Annotated in this window: 16 protein-coding genes; 3 read left to right on the top strand and 13 right to left on the bottom strand. The window is 64.5% G+C overall.

Annotated features, from left to right (window positions below; all coding sequences use genetic code 11):
* Window positions 1-26: 26 nt before the first annotated feature.
* A complete protein-coding gene (mobF, locus tag P1T08_03345; GenBank protein ID MDF1595127.1) occupies window positions 27-3,146 on the bottom strand; it encodes a MobF family relaxase in 3,120 nt (1,039 codons plus the stop codon).
* 461 nt (window positions 3,147-3,607) lie between these two features.
* Between mobF and P1T08_03340 the strand changes: the two genes are divergently transcribed.
* Window positions 3,608-5,557, top strand: coding sequence for an ArdC-like ssDNA-binding domain-containing protein (locus P1T08_03340; GenBank protein MDF1595126.1), 1,950 nt, complete (start codon window positions 3,608-3,610; stop codon window positions 5,555-5,557).
* A gap of 105 nt (window positions 5,558-5,662) precedes the next feature.
* Here the strand turns inward: P1T08_03340 and P1T08_03335 are convergent, their stop codons facing one another.
* A complete protein-coding gene (locus P1T08_03335) occupies window positions 5,663-6,748 on the bottom strand; it encodes a hypothetical protein (protein ID MDF1595125.1) in 1,086 nt (361 codons plus the stop codon).
* 117 nt (window positions 6,749-6,865) lie between these two features.
* On the opposite strand from P1T08_03335, the gene P1T08_03330 reads away from it, so the two are divergent.
* Window positions 6,866-8,137: a hypothetical protein gene (locus P1T08_03330; protein ID MDF1595124.1), complete on the top strand. Its 1,272-nt coding sequence runs from the start codon at window positions 6,866-6,868 to the stop codon at window positions 8,135-8,137.
* Between the two features lie 257 nt (window positions 8,138-8,394).
* Window positions 8,395-9,420 (top strand): DUF4238 domain-containing protein, encoded by a 1,026-nt coding sequence (locus P1T08_03325; GenBank protein ID MDF1595123.1) that lies wholly within the window; start codon window positions 8,395-8,397, stop codon window positions 9,418-9,420.
* Between the two features lie 119 nt (window positions 9,421-9,539).
* On the opposite strand, the gene P1T08_03320 is transcribed toward P1T08_03325, so the two are convergent.
* The 11 genes from P1T08_03320 to P1T08_03270 all read right to left on the bottom strand — a co-directional run bounded on the left by P1T08_03320 (window position 9,540) and on the right by P1T08_03270 (window position 19,161).
* Window positions 9,540-9,788 carry a hypothetical protein gene (locus P1T08_03320; protein MDF1595122.1) on the bottom strand — a complete coding sequence of 83 codons (249 nt, stop codon included), beginning with the start codon at window positions 9,786-9,788 and terminating at the stop codon, window positions 9,540-9,542.
* 56 nt (window positions 9,789-9,844) lie between these two features.
* Complete coding sequence (locus P1T08_03315; protein MDF1595121.1) at window positions 9,845-13,213, bottom strand: LysM peptidoglycan-binding domain-containing protein; 3,369 nt, start codon at window positions 13,211-13,213, stop codon at window positions 9,845-9,847.
* Entirely contained in the window at window positions 13,210-13,599 is a 390-nt protein-coding gene (locus P1T08_03310; GenBank protein MDF1595120.1) for a pilus assembly protein TadG-related protein, read from the bottom strand. The genes P1T08_03315 and P1T08_03310 overlap by 4 nt, the downstream gene beginning before the upstream one ends.
* On the bottom strand, window positions 13,596-14,024 hold the full coding sequence (locus tag P1T08_03305; protein MDF1595119.1) for a TadE/TadG family type IV pilus assembly protein: 429 nt from the start codon (window positions 14,022-14,024) through the stop codon (window positions 13,596-13,598). Before P1T08_03305 ends, P1T08_03310 begins: the two co-directional genes overlap by 4 nt.
* Window positions 14,021-14,407, bottom strand: a complete 387-nt coding sequence (locus P1T08_03300) for a pilus assembly protein (protein MDF1595118.1) — start codon at window positions 14,405-14,407, stop codon at window positions 14,021-14,023. Before P1T08_03300 ends, P1T08_03305 begins: the two co-directional genes overlap by 4 nt.
* 29 nt (window positions 14,408-14,436) lie before the next feature.
* Complete coding sequence (locus tag P1T08_03295; protein ID MDF1595117.1) at window positions 14,437-14,649, bottom strand: hypothetical protein; 213 nt, start codon at window positions 14,647-14,649, stop codon at window positions 14,437-14,439.
* A gap of 67 nt (window positions 14,650-14,716) precedes the next feature.
* The gene (locus P1T08_03290) at window positions 14,717-15,631 is read right to left on the bottom strand and encodes a type II secretion system F family protein (protein ID MDF1595116.1); all 915 of its coding nucleotides are present in this window, start codon (window positions 15,629-15,631) and stop codon (window positions 14,717-14,719) included.
* Window positions 15,628-16,488 carry a pilus assembly protein TadB gene (locus tag P1T08_03285; protein MDF1595115.1) on the bottom strand — a complete coding sequence of 287 codons (861 nt, stop codon included), beginning with the start codon at window positions 16,486-16,488 and terminating at the stop codon, window positions 15,628-15,630. The genes P1T08_03290 and P1T08_03285 overlap by 4 nt, the downstream gene beginning before the upstream one ends.
* Window positions 16,485-17,792, bottom strand: a complete 1,308-nt coding sequence (locus P1T08_03280) for an ATPase, T2SS/T4P/T4SS family (protein ID MDF1595114.1) — start codon at window positions 17,790-17,792, stop codon at window positions 16,485-16,487. The genes P1T08_03285 and P1T08_03280 overlap by 4 nt, the downstream gene beginning before the upstream one ends.
* Window positions 17,789-18,577, bottom strand: a complete 789-nt coding sequence (locus P1T08_03275) for a chromosome partitioning protein (protein MDF1595113.1) — start codon at window positions 18,575-18,577, stop codon at window positions 17,789-17,791. The genes P1T08_03280 and P1T08_03275 overlap by 4 nt, the downstream gene beginning before the upstream one ends.
* Window positions 18,574-19,161: a hypothetical protein gene (locus P1T08_03270; GenBank protein MDF1595112.1), complete on the bottom strand. Its 588-nt coding sequence runs from the start codon at window positions 19,159-19,161 to the stop codon at window positions 18,574-18,576. The genes P1T08_03275 and P1T08_03270 overlap by 4 nt, the downstream gene beginning before the upstream one ends.
* Window positions 19,162-19,191 lie beyond the last annotated feature (30 nt).

Raw genomic sequence — 19,191 nt, 5'->3', positions numbered from 1 at the left:
CCGATCGAGGTTGATGTCAGGCCGATTCAACAGAGCGACCTGCCTCCATCTGACTCCAGGTTTCTGCCCTCGAGGTTGAGACGACTTACGCCACGCTCGACGTTCGTATTGGCGACCGCCCAGGCGACGCGCTCGGCTATCGAATCACCCTCAGGCTGTGGACCGAGAAGCCCAGAAGCCTGGTCTGCCACGGCGTGCTCAGCGCGGTAGCTGACTGCGTGGTCGACGATCAGATCCCAGGTGACGCGACGATCGGGTTCCGTGGGCCGCTCTCCGATTGCATTGACGATCCATTGAGGGGGCTCGTATGCAATGGCTGCAAGGTGGTCACGATGACGAGCACGGGCCTCTCTGTGCGTTGCCAGATACTCAACAAGCGGTTCAGCGCTGTCACCGATGTCGTCCGCGAGCCACGGCCCTCTCGATACCCGTAGATGCCACTCCGGGTCGGCCAACCGCTGGTTCAACTGCTCGTCGGTGAGTATGCGGGGCCCACGTCCGGTGTCGATCGCCGCTGGCTCTGCGGCGCTGCGGCCGAGGGCGGCGATGAGGGATGGGAGTCGGTCGGGGGGCTGGCGCGCTAGATGCAAGCACTCTCCGTCGTCAAGTTCCGGGTTGGTCAGGTAGATCGTGTTGGCTTCGCGGCCTCGGCTCAGGGTGACGTAGATCCATTCCCGGTCGACGCCGTCGCCCGCGACCGTGTGGGCGCGGCGTGCGGTTGCGCCTTGGGCCTTGTGTCCGGTCAGGGCGTAGCCCCAGTCGAGGTGGCCGTCGTCGAGGTACCAATGCGGAACGGTCACGGTGTTGTCGTTGCGGTCGAGCCGGAGTGTGACGGTTCGCCATTCGGTGTCGACTGCCGTGACGGTGCCCAGGTCGCCGTTGAGCACCCCGAGCCTGGTCCGATTCTTGAGACACACGGCTCTGTCTCCGGCCTGGAGGATGCGATCGCCAGTGCTCACCGTCGGTCCGTGGAGCAATCCGGATTCAGCAATGCGGGCGCGAGCCTGCCGGTTGAGCTGGTTGACGGTGGTGTTGCGGTGCCCGATGAGCAGCACCTGGGCTGGGTCGCCGATCTCTTGGAGGTCGCGGTACCAGGCGTCGACCGCCTGGGTGATGGTGTCGTCGTTGCTGGCGGCGACGTTGATCTTCCCGCGCCGGTTGTACATGGCTACCGCCCGTGAGATCGACCCGTGACGAAGCTCGACGAGGGCAGAGCGTTCCCACTCCTGGTCCTGTCGAACGTTCTCGGTCAATTCGACCGCGGGAAGGCGAGCTGTGAGCCCGGCGAAGAGCCCGCCGGCGTCGATCTCGGCGAGCTGATGGTGGTCTCCTATCAAGATCAGCTTGCCGGATGCTTCTTCGACCAGATCAGACATATCGGCGAGCTGGCGGCTGCCGACCATGCCTGCCTCGTCGACGACGACGATGGCGCCAGTAGGGAGGCCACCGGCTGCCTTGGTCTCCCACAGGAAGCGGGTAAGTGTGGTCGAGGGAATGCCGGTGGCGGTCTCGAATCCGGCTGCGGCCCGAGCGGCCAACGCCGTTCCAACCACCGGGGTTTCGGTCTCGGTGGCGAGTTCCCCGATGATGGCCATGACGGTGGTCTTGCCGGTTCCGGCTGCCCCCACGCCGATGTCGATGGCGTTTCCGGACCCGGTGAACTGATGGACCATCGCCCGTTGGCCGCCTGTTAGGTCCGGGTGCGCGGCGAGGGCGGCTTCCACCTTCTCCTCACGGGCTGTCCACCGGTCGGCTGCGATACCGTTCTGGGCGCGGTCGATGATCCGCTGTTCGATGGTGAGAAGTTCGGTGGTTGTGTAGCGGCGTTCGTTGACCAGGCCGGGGAAGACGTCGCCGTCGCGGCGCCGCATGGTTGGTGGTTTCGTCGAGTTGACGAGCTCTAGCAGCCGGGCGAGTTCGGCGGGGTCGAGTTCGATCGGCAGGTCGCTAAGTGCGTCACTGGTGGGGTGGATGGGGAGGATCGGGACCACGTCCGAGCGACGTAGGAAGGTGTCGGCGAGGGCTTCGACGTCACTTCTTCGTCCGCCTTCGGGGAGGGCTTCTGCTGCTGCTTTGATGGCGTCACCTCGTCCGAAGGTCGATGCCTGGGCGGTGAGCCCTCCGGCGGAGGCCATCCGGTCGTGGATGGGGTCGGGGTCAGGCACCGTGACCTCCCGGCTGCGATCCAACACGGCGGCCACCGTCTCGGGGGTGATTCCTATCCCGGCGCCCCGCTCCAGCCACACCGGCATTAGGTTGTCGATGGGGTGGTCCTGTTTGGGACTCCGTGTCGCCAGCGTGGCGACCTCGTTGGCGGCTGCGGTGTCGGCGTATCCGTGGGAGTTACGCCACTCCTCGATCGCCTGGCGTCTTTGCGAGAAGACCATGATCTGTTCCCGGGAGAAGCCCTCGATGTCCGCCACACCGTTGCGGACCGGCTGCCAGCGGACCCCGAGTCGGTCGGTGAGGCGGTGACGCAGTTCGGCTTCGTGGAGGTAGCCAGCGGCCAGCTTGTGCCGGTACAACAGGCGCCCGTCGATGGCCCGCCACGCCCCGTCGACGCCCTTCACCCGGTTCCCAACGACGACGTGAGTATGGAGTTGGGGATCGTCTGCTCGGCTCGTGAATTCGGTGAACCATGCCGAGACGTAGCCTGTGGTGCGGATCGGCCAGGTCTCGATCCGATGACGCTGTCTCCCATCGTCATCGAGGATCGGCTTCCCCTCGCGGTCCACGACCGGAGTTCGGGATGCGCCGCGGGTCGACGACGCCACCGACTCGAGGTAGGCGACGGCCTCTGCGGTGGACTCCTCGAACGCCTCGACGACGTGGCGGCGGACCTCGTCGTCGCCGAACGCCCACAGCAGCGACACCGACTTGTCAGCGGAGAACGTCAGATCCCAGGCCGCCACCCCGTCCTTGCGGAGCTGACGGCCAAGCTTTTCCCCCGTCATCGGGTGTTGTCCGTCGAAGAGGCGCACCAGGCCCTCCGTTGACACGGTGCCCTTCAGCCCCTGTTCGAGGGCGCCGCTGCCGTGCCAACGACCCGTGGCGGTTCCACCTCGAAGGTAGTAGTCCTCCCTGGGTGTGATCTCGCTCAGTTTCTGGAGGTAGTAGTCCTTGTGGGCCTTGGCGATGCTCAGCATCCGGACCCTCTCGAATGGTCGGCCAGGAGTCTCCAGGCAACTTGTTGCACGTGCGTGTGGCGCTGAGGGGGGTTGGATGCGAGACGGGTGACAGGGCTGGTCGCGGTCGCTGTCGTGTTGCTGTGGTCGCGATGCTCGGTTGTCATCGCGTTCCTTCGTTCGATCTGGCTCATGTGGCCGATCGTGGAGGAGGACCCTGTCATCCCGTGACCATTCGAGCGGTTCGGGAATGAAATCTCATGGGTGCTGAGACGGTGCTGCCCAACCGCCGGCCGCACGGTCAGTCGATTCCCGACCGGGACGCCAACCCCATGCGTTTCTGCTCGGAGGCCTGAAAACGCTGGTATACGGCGGAGTCGAATCGATGAGCGGCATCTGGACAGCCCGGCCGATCTGAGTTGGAGGGTCTCTGACAGGGCCGCTGACACTCCGCTGACAGGGTCTCACCGCACTATCGAGGGGTGGAATCCGCCGAACCGACGACCAATCGCAGCGACGCCGTGGACCATCTCCACGAACAGCTGCAGGCATCGCTCCAGGAGCTCGTCACCTCCGAGGACTGGCAAAAGGCTCTGGCCGTCGCCGCCCGATTCCACGACTACTCGTTCTCCAACACCCAGCTGATCTGGGCACAGTCGTTGGCTCGCGGGTTCACCCCGAGCCGGGTCGCCGGCTATCGGGCGTGGCAGGAACTCGGCCGGCATGTGAGGCGCGGCGAAAAGGGGCTGCAGATCCTCGCCCCCGTCGTGCGCAAGGTCACCCCCGAAAACGGTGAAGACGAGGAACGACGGGTTGTTGGGTTCCGGGTCGTCCACGTCTTCGACCTCGCCCAGACCGAGGGCGAAGCACTCCCAGAGGTGCCGGTGGCGTTGGTGGAAGGAGATCTCCCCTCCCACTGGGAACAGGTGAGCGGGCTGATCACCGGGGCCGGATTCGACCTCCAAGTCGCCGATCTCGAACGACTCGGCGAAGCCAACGGCATCACCGACTGGCAACAGCGAGACGTGGTGGTGCGTGCCAGCCTTCCCGGAGCGCAGCGATTCAAAACAGCGGTACATGAGCTTGCCCACGTGCGGCTCCACGAACCAACCTCGGACGGCAGACCGTCATGTCGCGGGATCGTCGAGGTGGAAGCCGAATCCGTGGCCTACATGGTGTGCGCCGCCCTCGGAATCGACAGCGCCGGCTACAGCCTCCCCTACGTCGCCTCCTGGTCAGGCGGTGACGTGACCAAGGTGGCCGCCACAGCCAACCGGGTGATCGGCTGCGCCCGCCAGGTTCTCACCCAGCTCGAACAGGAACGCCAGCTCGAGCGCGAACCCGCCAGGGACGGATCGCTGGTCGAGGTCCGGGATCTCGAGACCGCCCGGCCAGCGCAAGACCGGCAACCACCCCGCAGGAAGGACCTCGAAGAGATCCTGATAGCTGCCACAGTGTTCTACCGAAAGCAACTTCAGGAGCCGACTGGTGCGTCAGCCGTCGATTTCCTTCGCAGCCGGGGCATTGATGAGGAAGCGGTGGAGCGATGGCAGCTGGGATTCGGCCCTGACTCGTGGCAGTCGCTGACGACCGCCCTCCGCCGACATGGCTTCAAGGACGATCTGCTCGTCGAGGCCGGTGTTGTGCGACGATCCCGCCAGGGACGGCTCTACGACCTGATGCGCAATCGAGTGATCTTCCCAATCCTCGACCAGCAAGGCAATCCACGAGGCCTAGCCGGTCGGCTTGTTGCGGGCGACGGACCGAAGTACATGAACACCCCCGAGACCGACCTCTACAAGAAGTCGAGACTGCTCTACGGTCTTCACCTCGCCGCACCGGCCATAACCGAGCAGCGGCATGCCGTAATCGTCGAGGGATACACCGACGCGATCGCAGCCCACCAAGTTGGCATCAACCACGCTGTGGCAACTGGTGGCACGGCGGTCACCCAACATCACCTCTCCACGCTTCAAGGTATCGCCTCCACAATCACTCTCGCATTCGACGGCGATGGCGCCGGCGCGCAGGTGGCGGAGCGGGTCGCTGACATGCCAACGGTGACAACCGACGGAGCCCACGTGAGAATCGCCAGCCTGCCCACTGGCTCCGATCCTGCCAGCCTCGTCGAGGCTGGCAAGGCGGGTGTCCTGTCGACGGCGATCGCTGACGCCCTCCCACTGATTCATCACCTACTGGAACGGATCGTGAGTCGATACAGCCTGGACGAGCCAGAGGCCGTCGCAAGGGCCCTGCACGAGGCTGGCACGCTTGTTGTTCGCCTGACCGACTCGAATGACAGAACCGACGCCATTGCCCACCTCGCCCGGCTCGTCCAGCGAGAGGAGAGCCTTGTCGAGCTCGCTCTCGCCGACGAAGTACATGTCGGCAGGCAGATGCGGAAGCGAAGCCAATATCGCAGCCTCAGCTGAAGAGGTGGAACCAGGGCCCGAGAGGGAAGTGCGGGTCATCGGCTGGGTGGCGAAACCGTTTCTCCTCAGGGCTAGCCCGTAAACGTCATGGTTCCAGGTTGGGAGTTACAAGACCGCCCCTCCGTCGATCCACGGTGGCGTTTCCAACTCGGCCGGTTCGGCGAGTTTGATGGCTTCTTGCGCCTGCTCAAGGATTCCATCGATCATCGTCAGTGCCTTGGCTGCGTGGACACTCCGGACGGCGCCCGCTATTCGACCGTGCAACAACGCATGCCGTGAAGTGGGAGCCCGGTCGATTGGTTCCAGCATTGTGCGGTTGACTGATCGACTCATGTAGTCGTGGGCCACAACCAGTGATTCCCACGACTGGGTCAGGCGTTCTGTCAGGGTCTGGTTTACAAGGTCACCCTTGCGGTAGAACGTTCCTTGCCCTCCAAGCCAGGTGCGGAGATCACGCCAAAGCCCTTCCGCAATGGTGATCCAAGCTTCGGCGGCCACCGCGAATAGTCCGGCATTCGTTGCAGTGGCAGCTTCCCCAGCCAGGAACGCCCACTGCCATATGGCTCGAACCGGGAGAGCGGCGACCTCCCCAACAACCCTCTCAAGCTCCGAGCTGTCGAGGACAAGCGGAGCCAGCCACTCGTCTACGTCGTCGGGGTCTGATCCAACTTCGATGAACTTGGCGGCAACTCGGTAGAAGCGGACGGGCACTCCACGGTCGAGGACTCTCGAGAAGGTCCAACCAAGTGGAGCCAATCGCTCCATGAACTCTCGATGACGGCTTGCCAGAAGTTCCAGATTCTTCTTGGTGTCCGAATAGTCAGGCGGCTCTTCGCCCAGCATCTCCGAAGTAAGAGTGATGTTCTCGAGAAGACGGCTCATCGACGCTATACCTTCAGCAACGGTCGGTGCCATCTGATACATGTTTTCGAAGAGCTCGGCTGGAGATTCCTGAGCACCGATCAATCCCTGGATGAGCTGTCGCGTGAATGCTTCGGGGTCATTCGCAACGAACCGGACTCGGATCGACCCCAACCCGATTGCCCAGGCTGCTCCCTTGTCGAGGTTCTTGACAGAGCCAACTATCGGTTTCGGTCCGTGAGTCTTGTCATCGAGCTCAACGGATACCTTGCCGGACTGAAGCGTCACTTTGGCTGGCAGGCCATTGGCGGTTCCTTCAAAACTCATCATGCTCTCAGGGTATTGCCTGTTACCCAGGATCGGAGGCGACTCACCTTCTAGGCTCGACACCCGGCCTTGAGGAAGGCGGGGCTGCTCAGCCGAACACTAGTTCGATACAATCCAGGAATGGATAGCACCACGAGCGACTCATCGGGCACGTCCCCATACCGCTCCGCACACGATCTGCCGTCGTTTGTTGAGATGCGACAGCAGCTCAAGGCGTTCAAGGCCCTGACATTCTTCGTGATGCGCGAGAAGCGCAGCGAGATTGCCGAGCTGGAAACGCGCATGAACGAGATGGCCGATCGCGTCGATGCGTTCTACGAACGCCTAGGGGCGCGCCACTGGGTCTTCACCGACTGGATGAACCTCAGGGAAGTCGACGCCATCCTCGATGAGACTTCCACGCCGGATGAGGCAGAGCATCGACTCATTGAGTTGTACAGGGACGCCGAAGCGACAAAGTGGCATCTGCTGAGACTCCGTGGTGTTCCCGGACTGAGTGAGCGCCACCATTTGCTGGTGAGGGCTCGGGAGGACTACGACGCCGGGCGCTTCGATGCATGCACCTTGCTTCTCATCTCAGTGATGGACGGCTTCGTCAACGACTTCGAGGCAAGCGAGCGGCAGGGCCTCGCAGCTCGCGATGCCGACGAGATGGTCGCCTGGGACAGCGTGACCGGCCATCACTTGGGACTCACCAATGCATTGAAACCGTTCTTGAAGACCATCAAGAAGCGAATCGATGAGGAGGTGTTCGAGGTTCACCGCCACGGCATCGTCCACGGCTCCGTCGTGAACTTCAACAACATCGTTGTGGCGACGAAGGCTTGGAACCTCCTCTTCGCTGTCGTCGACTGGAGCATCGCAACCACGAAGAAGGCCACAGAAGACACTAAGCCACCGCCACCTACGTTGCGGGAGACGTTCGGCCGGCTCGCAGAGCACGGCCGCAAGAAGAAGGCGCGAGAACTGTTCGAGCCCTGGACCATAAGCCGTGAGAGGGAAGCTTTCGACAGTGATGAGGTGGTCGCTCTATCGAAGCTGTTCTTCGAGGCATGGCAGAAGAAGCAGTGGGGAAAGCTCGTGCCGCTCATGCCTCCTCAGCTCATTGGCCATAAGTCGGCTGGCCAGGCTGCCGAGTACGCGAAGTCATGGTTTGACATGCACGAAGTCACCGATGTAGTGCTCGAGCGAGTCGAGTACACGCAGTCATGCGTGGCCGAGGCCAGAGGTAAGGCGACCATCGACGGCACCACGGGGAATCTCCGGCTTCGGTGGGTCCGCTATGACAACGAGGGGAATCTGGCGCTCAACGACGAGGGTGGAAGTTGGCATCTTGCCGTCGTCGCACCTCATACTTATCTTGTTGACGAGGGTGACGAGCGGCAGAAATAGCTTCGGTCGTTGAGTGGTGCGGCGTTCGGTGCACGTCCATCGCCAGAGGAGCGCCGCTAGTACGCCACCGTGGTGGGAAGAGCTGGGCACGACCCATACGGGCAGCCAAGCAAGAAGTGCCGATCCCGGGGACAGGGAGGTTCAGATATGGGCGGAACCCTCCGAGATTTGGTGATATGCGCTATCAGGCTGGCGGTTACCCCCCGTGATCATGGCCGTTCAAGCCTCACGGGTCGTAGGCGGAATCTGTCGACACCATGAGTGAACCGAAGCTCCATCACTTTGTGCCCCAGTCATATCTGAAGCGGTTCGCAAACGAGCGGAACCAGGTGGCGGTGAGGTCGCGAGACGGGAGCACTTTTTTATCCAACACTCGCAACGTGATGGCTGTGATCGGGCTCTACAAGGTGCCGCAACAGCCCCTAACCGCGGAACAAACCCTCGGTGCATTGGAAGAGGATGCCAAAGAGGTATTAGACCGTATCGATGAGGAGCGGACCCTCCCGCCGAGCGGATCGGGCGAACGGGATACCCTCGCTCTGTACATGGGAGTTCAGCTAGCGCGCGATCCCGATCACGTCTTGAGCTTCGAATTCACTCACGACGTCATAGAAGCGATCGGTGATCCTCCAATAGACCCTGAGTCGATGAGAGATTACCTGGAGCGAAATGTGCTCGGATTTGAACCCCACGAGACAGAAGTCCAGGGTGCCTGTGACTTCGTCAACGCCTCTGCAATGCAACCTGACTTCCCCACCCGAGAGGACACAGCGCAGCTACGCATCGACCTGATGTTCAATCTCGGCCTCCAGGTTGCCGAGCATCTCAAACAGCGAGCCTGGTCACTTGAGGCAGCACGGCACGGCGAACTCATCACATCTGACCGACCAGTCACAATCTGGGCATTGCCCTCACCAGAGGACACCTATCGGGGAGTGGGGATCTACGACGCGGACGAGATATGGCTTCCTCTCGATAGGACGCGTCTCATAAGTCTCCGGCTCATAGGTCCGGAGCGTGTTCGCACGATGGGCCCTCGTCGCCTCAAGAACGTCAACGAGCACATCGCAAGACACTGCACAAGCCTCATTGCGTTCCATCCAGAGAACGTCGAAGGCAAGCACCTACCGCTCGCTCGGAGGCGACCGATCATCAGGTTCAACACTGGGCCGCTCTATAGCGGCACCGAAAGAACCGACGGTGAAGTGCTGCACGTTTGGAAGCCGATTCGCGACATACCGGATGAGTGGAGTTCCCCCCGGCCACAGGCCCCTGACTTGTAGGCGCACAACGCGCGCCACCTAACCGGGGGCGATCCCCCGAGCCATATCGTCGCGGCTCATCCACCCGCCTCCGTGGCGCCTGAGAATCACAACCATTGCCTCATGCAATGTGAGCTGGCTCATGGTTTCGGCAGATCCTGGAGTCGACGTCTCAGATCGCGCAGGAGGTCGCAGCTGGTCATGATCTGGTCGTGTGCTCGCTGGACCAGAGCCTCAACTGCTTCGACGTCGTCCTGGTCCGCCAGCTTGCTGATCTCGTCAGAAAGCGCTTGTGCTTCGCCGGCCACGCGAGTGGCGAGGTTGTCGTGCCAGTTCCCGAGTTGCATCTGGATCCGGTGGATTTGAGTTTCGAGTGTGGGCTCACTCACGGCTGCCGTCCGGGTCTGTCCGGTAGCTCGACCATGATCCGAAATGGGTGCGCAAGTCAGCCAGCATGACGTCTGCGGCTGCGATTGTGCTGTTCGTAGAGGGCGATGGTCGCCGGGTCGAGGAAGCTCGCTCCGTCGGGTCCGTCGTCGGCGTCGGTCACTGCGAGTAGTTCGGTGTAGGTGGCTTCGAAGGCGACTTGGTTACCTTCGGCGATAGCTGCTCGCATGAGGTTGCGGTAGCACTCTTCGCAGGCTCCTGTGGCGATCAGACCCTTGCGGGCAGCCCAGGTCGCTTGGTCGGGGTCATCGGCCTGGAGGGCGTGTTGGGCGAGGCGGTGGGCAGCGTTGTCGATGGCGACGATGGCGTGGGTGATGATCCCGTCGGTATGGGCCCAGTTGTAGGCGTTGCCGGCTCCGCTGAACGGTGTTCCTTCCACCAGGTCGAGGGCGGCGTAGAGGTGCTGGGTCTGGTTGGTTCTTTCATTCTGGTCGGCTTGGCGAATGTGGCCCGTGAAGCGTTCGATGTCGCTTCGCAGATGGGAACTGAGCCGGTAGATCCCGTCGCTCACGTACCCCACGTAGGGTTCACCGTCGGGGCCAATGCCGAGGGTGGTGCGGGTCCGTGAGGTGTGGCGGTTGAGACGTTGATACTCCGGAGCCTGTTCGGGCCAGAGGGCTTCCATCAGGGTGTCGGCTTCGACGCCGCCTCGGTGGAAGGTGAGGTAGGCGACGAGTTCGGTGCATTTGCGAAGCGGGAAGCGGCCGTCGATCCCGTCTACATGGAGGGTGCCTAGCACCTTCATCTCCGGCACTGGGATCGGAGTGCCGTCGACCGCAATATCATGGTCCTCATCGAACAACGCCGGTTCCGTTGCCACCTCGGCCCGTCCTCCCAGATCTTCGTCCGTGACAATGTGTTGGAGCGGGTCGGTGGCGAGTTCGGCGGGGAGACCTTCGAGGTCCTTGCCGGCGGTGACCAGGTCGCCGAGGGTGGCCTGCTCGACCGGTGTGAGGTTGCGGCGGGCGAAGGTGAAGCCGAGTGGGTCGATCCGTACGGTGTCGTTCTTGATGTGGAGTCGCCACCGGTCTCCGGTGGGGTAGCCGACAACCGCTGCCACTCCTCGACCGGAGTGGGCAAGGGTGAGAAGTTGGCGTGCCTCCTCCGGGGGATCTGTGGCCGGGTCAAGGATGATGATCGGGTTCCAGGTGTCCCCGGCACCCGGGGAAAGCCGACCGGCCAGCGGTGCTTGGGATTCGAGTCGAGTGACCGCTGTCGCCTTGGCTTCCAGAGCTGGGAGCACCTCGGTGAGGTGGTCGACGACGGTCACGCGTTCAAGGTCGGCGATTTCGTCTCCGAAGCCGATGCAGATGATCTGAAGGTCGTCGGCGAGCGGTGTGGCGGCGAGTTCGGTGGCCATCGTGTAACAGGTGGCGGCCACATCGGTGGGTTCTCCAGTGACTTGGGTCGCTCCGAGGTACTCAAGGTCCAAGAGGAGCTGGGCGTGGTCTCCGTGCCCGGCAGTAACGAGGGCCGGGTAGGGGGCGGGAACTCCCCGGGATCCGGTGCGGAGCCGATCGATGTCGGTGACGGTGGGGATGGTCCAGCTACGACCACCGTCGTCGGCGGCCCATCCAGCTGGCGGATCCTTGTGTGGTGCCCACAGCAGCACCCGGAGGGTGTCGGCGGTGAGGTGGACACCCACGACCTGAGGCGGCGGGATGTGGGATTCGGTCACGTCACGGGCCATGGAGCGCAGGGCGAGGTCGATGAACTCGGTGGCGGTGGGCGCGGCGGCGCTGCGGATCGTCGATTCGACCTTGGCCGTGTCAGGTGGTGGGGCGGTGGGGACGGTGCCAGGTCGGCGGTGCCGGAGTTGGGCGTTACGCAAGCGCCGGAGGAGGGTGGCGAGACCGGCCGCGAGGATCCCGAGGCCGGCCAGGCGGCTGGCCATGGGAAACAGCTCCCCCGCAATGCTCCCGTCGTCGACGCTGTCAGGTTCATCTGTGTCGTCTGCTGGGTCTGCAGACGCCGGCGCCTCGTATGTGGTTCCGGTCGCATCGGTGGGGATCGGCTCGTCTGTCTTCGGGGGGAGCGGGGTGGTGGCGGGTGGCAGGTCAGAGGTGGGGTTATCCGGTGTGGTGCCGGTCTCCTCCCGGGCTGTTGGTGGCGTCTCCGGCGGGGAGGCCGTATCGAGTTCGGTGTCAGGTTCGGTCTGCGCTTGTTGGTACTCGGGTATGGCCGGTAGCTGGAATACCTGGCCGGGATAGATGAGGTTGGGGTCGTGTGGTGGCGACAGCCGGTCCCGGTTGAGATCGACCATCCGACGCCAATAGCTGGTCGTCTCGGCGGAGCTGGGGGTTCGATCCCAGGCGTTGGTAAGGGCCTGTTGAGCGATACTCCAGAAGCTGTCTCCCTCTTCGACGACGACCCCATCGGCGGACGAGGGGATGTGATCGGGGATCGGCGCGACGGCCTGTGTCTTGGGGTCGGCCGGGATTGGGGGCAGCTCGAATTGTTGGTCGGGGTAGATGAGATCGGGGTCGTACGGCGGCGCCAGCCGATCGCGGTTGGCGTCGATGAGAGTCCGCCAATACTCGGCCGTCTCCGCGTTCGATGGTGGTCGTCCCCAGGCGCCGGCGAGGGTTGTCTCGGCGATGGTCCAGAAGTTGTCCCCCGCCACCACGGTCACCTCGTCCGCTGTTGGCGGGGGAGGCTCAGTGGCCGCTGTGGTGGCATCCGCTGGGAGGATGAGTTCCCACCCCGTGTGAAGCCGTTCGGTTGTCTCGGTGAAGCGGTGGCCGTCACGCATGTCCCGTCCAGCGTTCAAGGTCCGGACCTCGGCCCAGCGGCGCCCGTCGCCGAGGGTCGACTCGGCTATGTGCCAGAGGGTGTCGTGTCGCGTCACCAGGTACCGCGGCAATTCGGTTTCGGTCTGCTGCTGGGAGTCGGCCTTCGCCCACCGGGGCGTCGCTGGTTCTTGGCCGATGCGGACCACCGGGTAGCTCGACGCCACGGACATTTCGATGGGGAGGGGTGCTGCTGTGGCTGGTACCGCGTGGAGCGGACCGAGGGTGGCGGTGGCGAGGGTGATGGCGGCGACAAGTTGAGCGACGGCCGGTTGTAGCCCCGGAATGAAGGGCAAGCGGCGGGCGGCTCTGCCTCGCGCAGCAGCGACGACTTCAGCTGTCAGTGCGATGAGGAGTTGCGCCCAGACGATCCAGACGATCGCCGCCAGAACGCTGATGAGGAGTTGGGGGTCGATGCCGCTCCTGAAACCGAGCTGGATCTGGTCGAGTGTGGGAAGGCTGTCAGGCAGCGGCCACCCCACGTAGGCAATCAGACCGGCCGGAACCCCAATCACGAATCCAAGAACGACGATGAGGGCTACGAGGCCACGGATCATGCTGTTCAGGTGTCGCATCATGGCTCCTCGGTGATTGCTGTGGCAGTTTCGGTGGCGGAGACGGTCATCTGCCCGGTGGGCAAGAGGACGGGGTCCACGGTGAGACTGACGGTGACGGTGACGCTGTCACCAATCACGGCCACCTCAGCGGCGGCATACCCCAGGGCCGTCAGGTACTGGTCCACCCGGTCGACAGCGCCGGCGGGAACAACCATAAGGTCACCGGTGGTGCGGAGGGCGTCGAGGTCGACGGCTTGGGCGCCGGCCCGGGCGGCGTTGTCAGCCAAGTGGCTCGCCTCCCTGAGGGCGTTGACTTTCCGGCCACCGTCGATTGCCAGCCCCGCTGCCATCAGCAGGGCAAGAGCGATGACCGCAAGGAACGTGGAGACGGCCCCACGCTCGTTCATGGGACGCTCCGGGGGTTTGCTCGGTAGGTGTCGACCACCTCGATGGCGTTGGCGGTGAAGGTACGGCTTCCGGGAACGGCCAGCATGGCGATATCACCGAATGCCGCCTGACAGGTGACGGCAACGGCGACCTGGCCTCCCGCTGCGAAGTTGGTTGTGTCGACGGACACGTCGAGGGTCCGGCACGCCACTCCACCTTCGGTGATGTTGGCGAAGGCTGTCGCCTGGGCGGCTTCCACCGCTGCTGACGGGGTGGCGGTGAGGGAGGCGGCTCGGGCCGCCTCGTGGGCGGCGTGGGCGACGTCGCCTTCTGCTTGGGCGACCCGACCCGCGAACACGACCAAGAGCATGAACCCGATCAGCAGCGGCGTGAGCACCGCCAATTCGGTGGAGACTGCCCCGTGTTCGTCGCGAATCCGCATCATCGGTCCGGCTCCGGTACGAACCGTTCCACCGGACCAGACGCCCGAACCGCCACGCTCCAGTCGAATCCGGGGATGAGCCGAGGTGCCCGTCCGGTGATCTCGACAGTGACGGTCTCGGCGGTGCGGGTGACGGTCACCTGGGGGTCGGTGAGGTTGCCAGCAGCGTCGAGGAACCATTCGGCCGCTCGGATCCCGTCGCCGTCGGTGGCGGTGACGACCTGGGCGGCGTCGACGGCTTCGCGAGCTGCGCCGTCGGCGACCTGATGGGCGTGCCACCACAGCGCGATCTGAAACGGGACCAACACGAGCGCGATGAGCACCGGCATGACCACGGCCAGTTCGGTGGAGGTGAGGCCCTCCTCGCCTGTTCGTCTCCTCGTCATCGTTACCACGACCTGCGCCTTCGGCTCGATCAGGGGGCGGGCACGTTGTCGGGGATCGCTTCGGCGTTGGATCGCATCTTGGCGATGAGTATCACCCCGGCGGCGACGGCGACGGCGACGAGCACGCCGGTGAGGACGGCTGCCTCGGTCGACATTGCTCCCTTCTCGTCTCGGAGGCGGACTCCGACCGAAGCCAGGGTGACTTCGATGAGGAGGCGGGTGTACTCGATGTAGGCGGTCATATCAGTCGCTCCTTCCAATAGCGGATCGTGCGGTGTTGTAGACGCTTGATGTTTCCTTTCGGTGGTGTCATGGGACCGTCCCCGGCGTGGAGATCGCTTGGACGACTCCGAAGCCGATGAAGAGGATCATCCCGACGACGAGGGTCACCACCGGCAGGAGCATCTTCTCGGTGGCGGCTTCGGCTTGGGCTTCGATAGCGGCGGTCTGGGCTGCACGCATGGAGTCGGCTTTGGCGGCGAGGGACGCCCGAATGCGCGCCCCCTGGTCGCCAGCCAAATGAGCCGATGCGGCGAGTTCGCGGAGTTCGTCGATGCCGAGCTCTTGACCGAGTTCGTCGAAGACGTCCCATGGGGTGCGGTTGGTGACCTGCGCTTTGCGGAGGGCGGCCCGGATCTCGGTGAATGCCCACCCCTCGCCCAGGTCGGCGGAGGTCTGGAGTGCGGTTTCGAGCCCCCCTCCGCCGGCCAGGATGATGGTGACCAGATCGAGATAGGCGGAGAGGGAGTGGCGGAAGTCCCGCCGGCGACGTTCGATCCGCTCCGACAATCCGAGGTCTGGCCACATGAACCCGCCGACACCGAACCCGACGGCGAGGGCCGCTACCCACCCAGGTGACATCGATACGCCCCCGACGGCCAACACCGTGGCGAAGCCGAGGGGGAGGAACAGTCCGGCGAGTCCGCCCACCAACTTTTCGTAGGCGTGGGCTTCGATTGGTTTGCCCACTGCCCGCAGCCGCTGGTCGAGGTGTCCCAGGTCCACCAGTCCAGTGGCTTCCATGACCCGGACAGCCATCTGGCCGGCCCGCCCGGTCATCCCTGCCACCGACCCCGAGTGGGCCTGGATGGGTGTCCGGCGGGGACGCCCCAGATCCGCCAGTGCCTTCTGGAGTGGCACCGGTCGAGGGAACATCGCCCTGGCGGCCAAGAAGACACCGAGCCCGATCCCCCCACCCGCGGCCATGACCGCCAGTACCGTCATCGGAGCGCCTCCTTGTGTGAGATGTGGCGGAGGGTGAAGCGTTCTGGTGCTTCGAGCTGGCTGTAGTGGTGGAGCATCACCCCAGCACCGAAGAACACAGCCATGACGACCAGCAGCCAGACTTGGCCGCCGGCGGTGTCGTAGGGCTCCAACAGGTGGCCGGCGAACAGGTATAGGAAGACGACCGTGGCAGTGGTCGTGGCGACTGCGATTCGGGCAGAGGTTCTGATCCGGGCGCGGCCGATCTCGATGCGGGTGCGCATCCGGACGTCTCCCCGGATGGCCTCGGCCAGACGGGCGAGGAGCCCACCGAGGTCGCGGGCCTCGAGACGGGCGGCAGCGGCCAGGGCAGCGACGATCAGGTCGGCGGATGAATGGTTGAGATCATTGGCGAGACCGTCGAGGGCGGCTTCGAGGGGCTGATGGCGCAGCCGGTGAGCGAACGCCTGCAACTGCCTTCGGATGGCGGTTGGCGCGACGGCGGCGGTCTGGATGAGTGATTCCTCCAACCCCGACGCTCCGGCCATGGTGTCGCGGATCATGTCTGCCCAGGTGGCGATGGCGTCGGCGGTAGCCGTCTCCTGTGCACGCCGAGCGGTGCCACCCATAGCGGCAGGTCCCGCCAGCACGCCGAGGGTGGTGCCGATGCCCGCGACTGGCCACCCGGTGACCAGTCCCACGATGATGCCCGTGAGCAGTGCTCCGGCGAGCCAAGCGGTGGCCCGTTCCGCCCGTACCGCCGCAGGTACCAGCCGGCGGGCATCGGGTACCACCTTGATTCCTCTCACCGCGGTGACGCCCAACCACAGTCCGAACCCGATGAGACCACCGGTGGCTGCGGCGACGAGGAGATTCATGTTCGCCGCCAACCAGAAGCGGTCGAAAGGAAGGAGGCGTCAAAGCTGGCGGCGACCAGTCGTGCCAGCGTGTCGTTTCTGATGGTCGGGCCGGGAGCCGGTACCGCTTTTCCGTCGGCTGCCGGTCGGTAGACCTCGTTGGTCGCGATCTGGCGCTGCTCCGCCTCCAACACCTCGCGGATGCTGGTGACCCGGCGGGTGCCGTCCACCCATCCCAGGTGGACAATCAGGTCCACGGCGTTGGCGATCCACTTGTTCGACGTCTCCTCGTCGAGACCGGCTTCGGCCGTGTACATGCCGAGTCGAACGATCGCTCCCTTGGAAGAGTCGGCATGGATCGAGGACATCGAACCGTCGTTGCCCTGGGACATGGCCCGCAGCATGTCGACCACCTCGACACCGCGGATCTCCCCAACGATCACCCGGTCGGGGTTCTGACGCAGCGTCGCCCGCACACAATCAGCCAGGGACGCTTCGCCTCGGCCTTCAATATTCGCACCCCGGCGCTCCCACATCACCTGGTCGGGGTGGAGATCAGCGAACCGGTCTAAACCGATCTCGAGGTTGTCCTCAACGGTGACAACCCGCTCATCCGGCGGAATCTCATTGAGGAGACACCGCAGCATCGTCGTCTTGCCGGTGTTCGTCCCTCCGGCCACGATCAGGTTCAGTTTCGCTCTCACCGCCGCCCCCAAGAACTCGGCCAACCCTTCGTCGATCACGCCCAGCTCGATGAGATGCTTGAGCCGGTAGATACTGAAGTCGTGGCGGCGGATTGTGATCGCCGGCCGACCCGTCAACCCCATCACCGCATGGAGGCGCTCACCTCCCGGGAGTTGCAGGTGCAGCTCCCACGACACCTGATCCCAACGCTTCTCGCTGCGTCCGATCCTGCGGGCGGCGCTGGCGACCATGTCGATCAGGTCACGGTCCGAATCGGCGGCCGGCTCGCCTCGGACCTTGGTGCCGTCCCGGTACACGAGCCACACGTTGTCGAAACCGTTGACATGGATGTTCGACACGTCCGGATCATCAATGTATGGCTGGAGACGTCCCAGCCCGTGGACCCGGTGGAAAACCGCCTCGGCCAGGTCCGACTCCGTGGCCGGGTCGAGAGGAGTCTGTCCGTTCCGGTAGGCGTTCTCGGTAAGTTGGGTCAGCTCGGCGGCGATCAGTGAGTGGGTGAGGGCACGTTCGTCTTCGAGGCTCAACGGAGCATCCCCGTCGTGAGTCCGGAGATGCTCGGACAGCTTCTCTGCCACCGCACGGTGCAGCCGCCCACCCAGGTCGTTGTTGCCGGTCACGAACCCGTCTCCTCTGCAACCTTCGACGCCACAACCTCCGCTGCGGGGACCATTGCCATACCCTGATCGAGGACGGCGCGGGGCGGCGCCAAGCTGGCCGCCAGCGTGGCTGCCGATCGGACAAGGAGGGAACGGCGCAGGTCGCGAACCGCGCCATGGGTGCCCGACAGCACAGCCGCCGTCCTCGGATCCCAGGCGATCACACCGGCCACTTCAGCACCGAACGCGGCGGCCACCTCGTCGGACCCGTACGGCCGGTCACCGACCAACAACAAGCCGGCGTCGATCCCGGATTCTTTGAGAGCCGCCCGTCGATGGGCGGCAGGTCGAAGCTGATCGAGCGACGGGCGTGTCACCACCATCACCACTCCTGCCTCCAGCAGAGGACCGATCACGCCAGAACCCGGTGGCATCCGGCCACAGTCAACGATCACGTCAACCTCGGTCTGGGCAGCGGACCAGACGGCGAATGCTCCGGCCAGATCCCCCAACACGGCATGAGCCTCGTCGGCGGAGGCAGGACCGACCAGCACCCGAACCCCACCGGGTAGCTGCTGTGCGCACTGCCAAACCGCGTCGTCGTCGAGTTCCCGCCGAGCGACAGCCGCCAGCGAAGACAACCCAGGGGAATCACCGAGGCCGTACCGGGCCGCGATCACCCCACCGAAAGGGTCAGCTTCCACCAGCAGACAGGAGCGACGCTCCGGCCAGGTCGCTGCCACCGCCAATGCAGTGGTCGTCACCCCGGGAGCGCCGTGGGCGGAACCAAAACAGACCAGGCTCATCGTTCGACCCCCGCGACCAACACCAACCGAACCTGACCCGCCCCAGCTGCCCCAGCTACCTCGGCAGCCGCGGTGGCCGGAACCCGCAGCGAAATGAACCGGTCCCCCTGCGTGCCCAGCTCGGCGACATCGAACACCTCCGCTGACCGGACCACCACCCGGGTGCTGGTGCTATCCGAAACAGACGACCCCCCGTCGGTCACTACCACGTCCACCCGGTCACCAGGCGCCAACAGCAGCGTCGGATACTCGCCCGGCGACAACGCCAACCCGACCACACCCTCCCCGGCGTCGAGGACGCTCCGGGAAACGAAATGCGCACCGGTGAGGATGGTTCCCGCCTCCAGATCAGCCACCGCGGTCAGACCCACGATCCCCGACGCCGCCTCCGACGACAGTGTCGTGATCGGGTCGTCGGTCGCCACAAACACCACCATCAGGTCACCGGAGGAGATCACCTGGCCCCTCTCCACCGGCTCGGCGAGAGCCAGCACGGGCTCTCGGGCGGCGGCACCCGAGAACAGCACCACCGCCACCAGCGCGCTCACCGCCACCACGAACACCGCGATCAGCAGCTGAGGCACCTGCACCCTGCGGCGTGGCGGCTCCAACCG

The organism is Acidimicrobiia bacterium (assembly GCA_029210695.1).
Taxonomy (GTDB): domain Bacteria; phylum Actinomycetota; class Acidimicrobiia; order Spongiisociales; family JAHEDJ01; genus JAHEDJ01.
The sequence above is the reverse complement of the archived record's forward strand: the minus strand, read 5'-3'. Positions and strand labels throughout refer to the sequence as shown.

Coding starts and splice junctions, on each gene's coding strand:
- mobF (MDF1595127.1), bottom strand. CDS start 3,146: ATGCTGAGCATCGCCAAGGCCCACAAGGACTACTACCTCCAGAAACTG.
- P1T08_03335 (MDF1595125.1), bottom strand. CDS start 6,748: ATGATGAGTTTTGAAGGAACCGCCAATGGCCTGCCAGCCAAAGTGACG.
- P1T08_03330 (MDF1595124.1), top strand. CDS start 6,866: ATGGATAGCACCACGAGCGACTCATCGGGCACGTCCCCATACCGCTCC.
- P1T08_03325 (MDF1595123.1), top strand. CDS start 8,395: ATGAGTGAACCGAAGCTCCATCACTTTGTGCCCCAGTCATATCTGAAG.
- P1T08_03315 (MDF1595121.1), bottom strand. CDS start 13,213: ATGATGCGACACCTGAACAGCATGATCCGTGGCCTCGTAGCCCTCATC.
- P1T08_03310 (MDF1595120.1), bottom strand. CDS start 13,599: ATGAACGAGCGTGGGGCCGTCTCCACGTTCCTTGCGGTCATCGCTCTT.
- P1T08_03305 (MDF1595119.1), bottom strand. CDS start 14,024: ATGATGCGGATTCGCGACGAACACGGGGCAGTCTCCACCGAATTGGCG.
- P1T08_03300 (MDF1595118.1), bottom strand. CDS start 14,407: ATGACGAGGAGACGAACAGGCGAGGAGGGCCTCACCTCCACCGAACTG.
- P1T08_03295 (MDF1595117.1), bottom strand. CDS start 14,649: ATGACCGCCTACATCGAGTACACCCGCCTCCTCATCGAAGTCACCCTG.
- P1T08_03290 (MDF1595116.1), bottom strand. CDS start 15,631: ATGACGGTACTGGCGGTCATGGCCGCGGGTGGGGGGATCGGGCTCGGT.
- P1T08_03285 (MDF1595115.1), bottom strand. CDS start 16,488: ATGAATCTCCTCGTCGCCGCAGCCACCGGTGGTCTCATCGGGTTCGGA.
- P1T08_03275 (MDF1595113.1), bottom strand. CDS start 18,577: ATGAGCCTGGTCTGTTTTGGTTCCGCCCACGGCGCTCCCGGGGTGACG.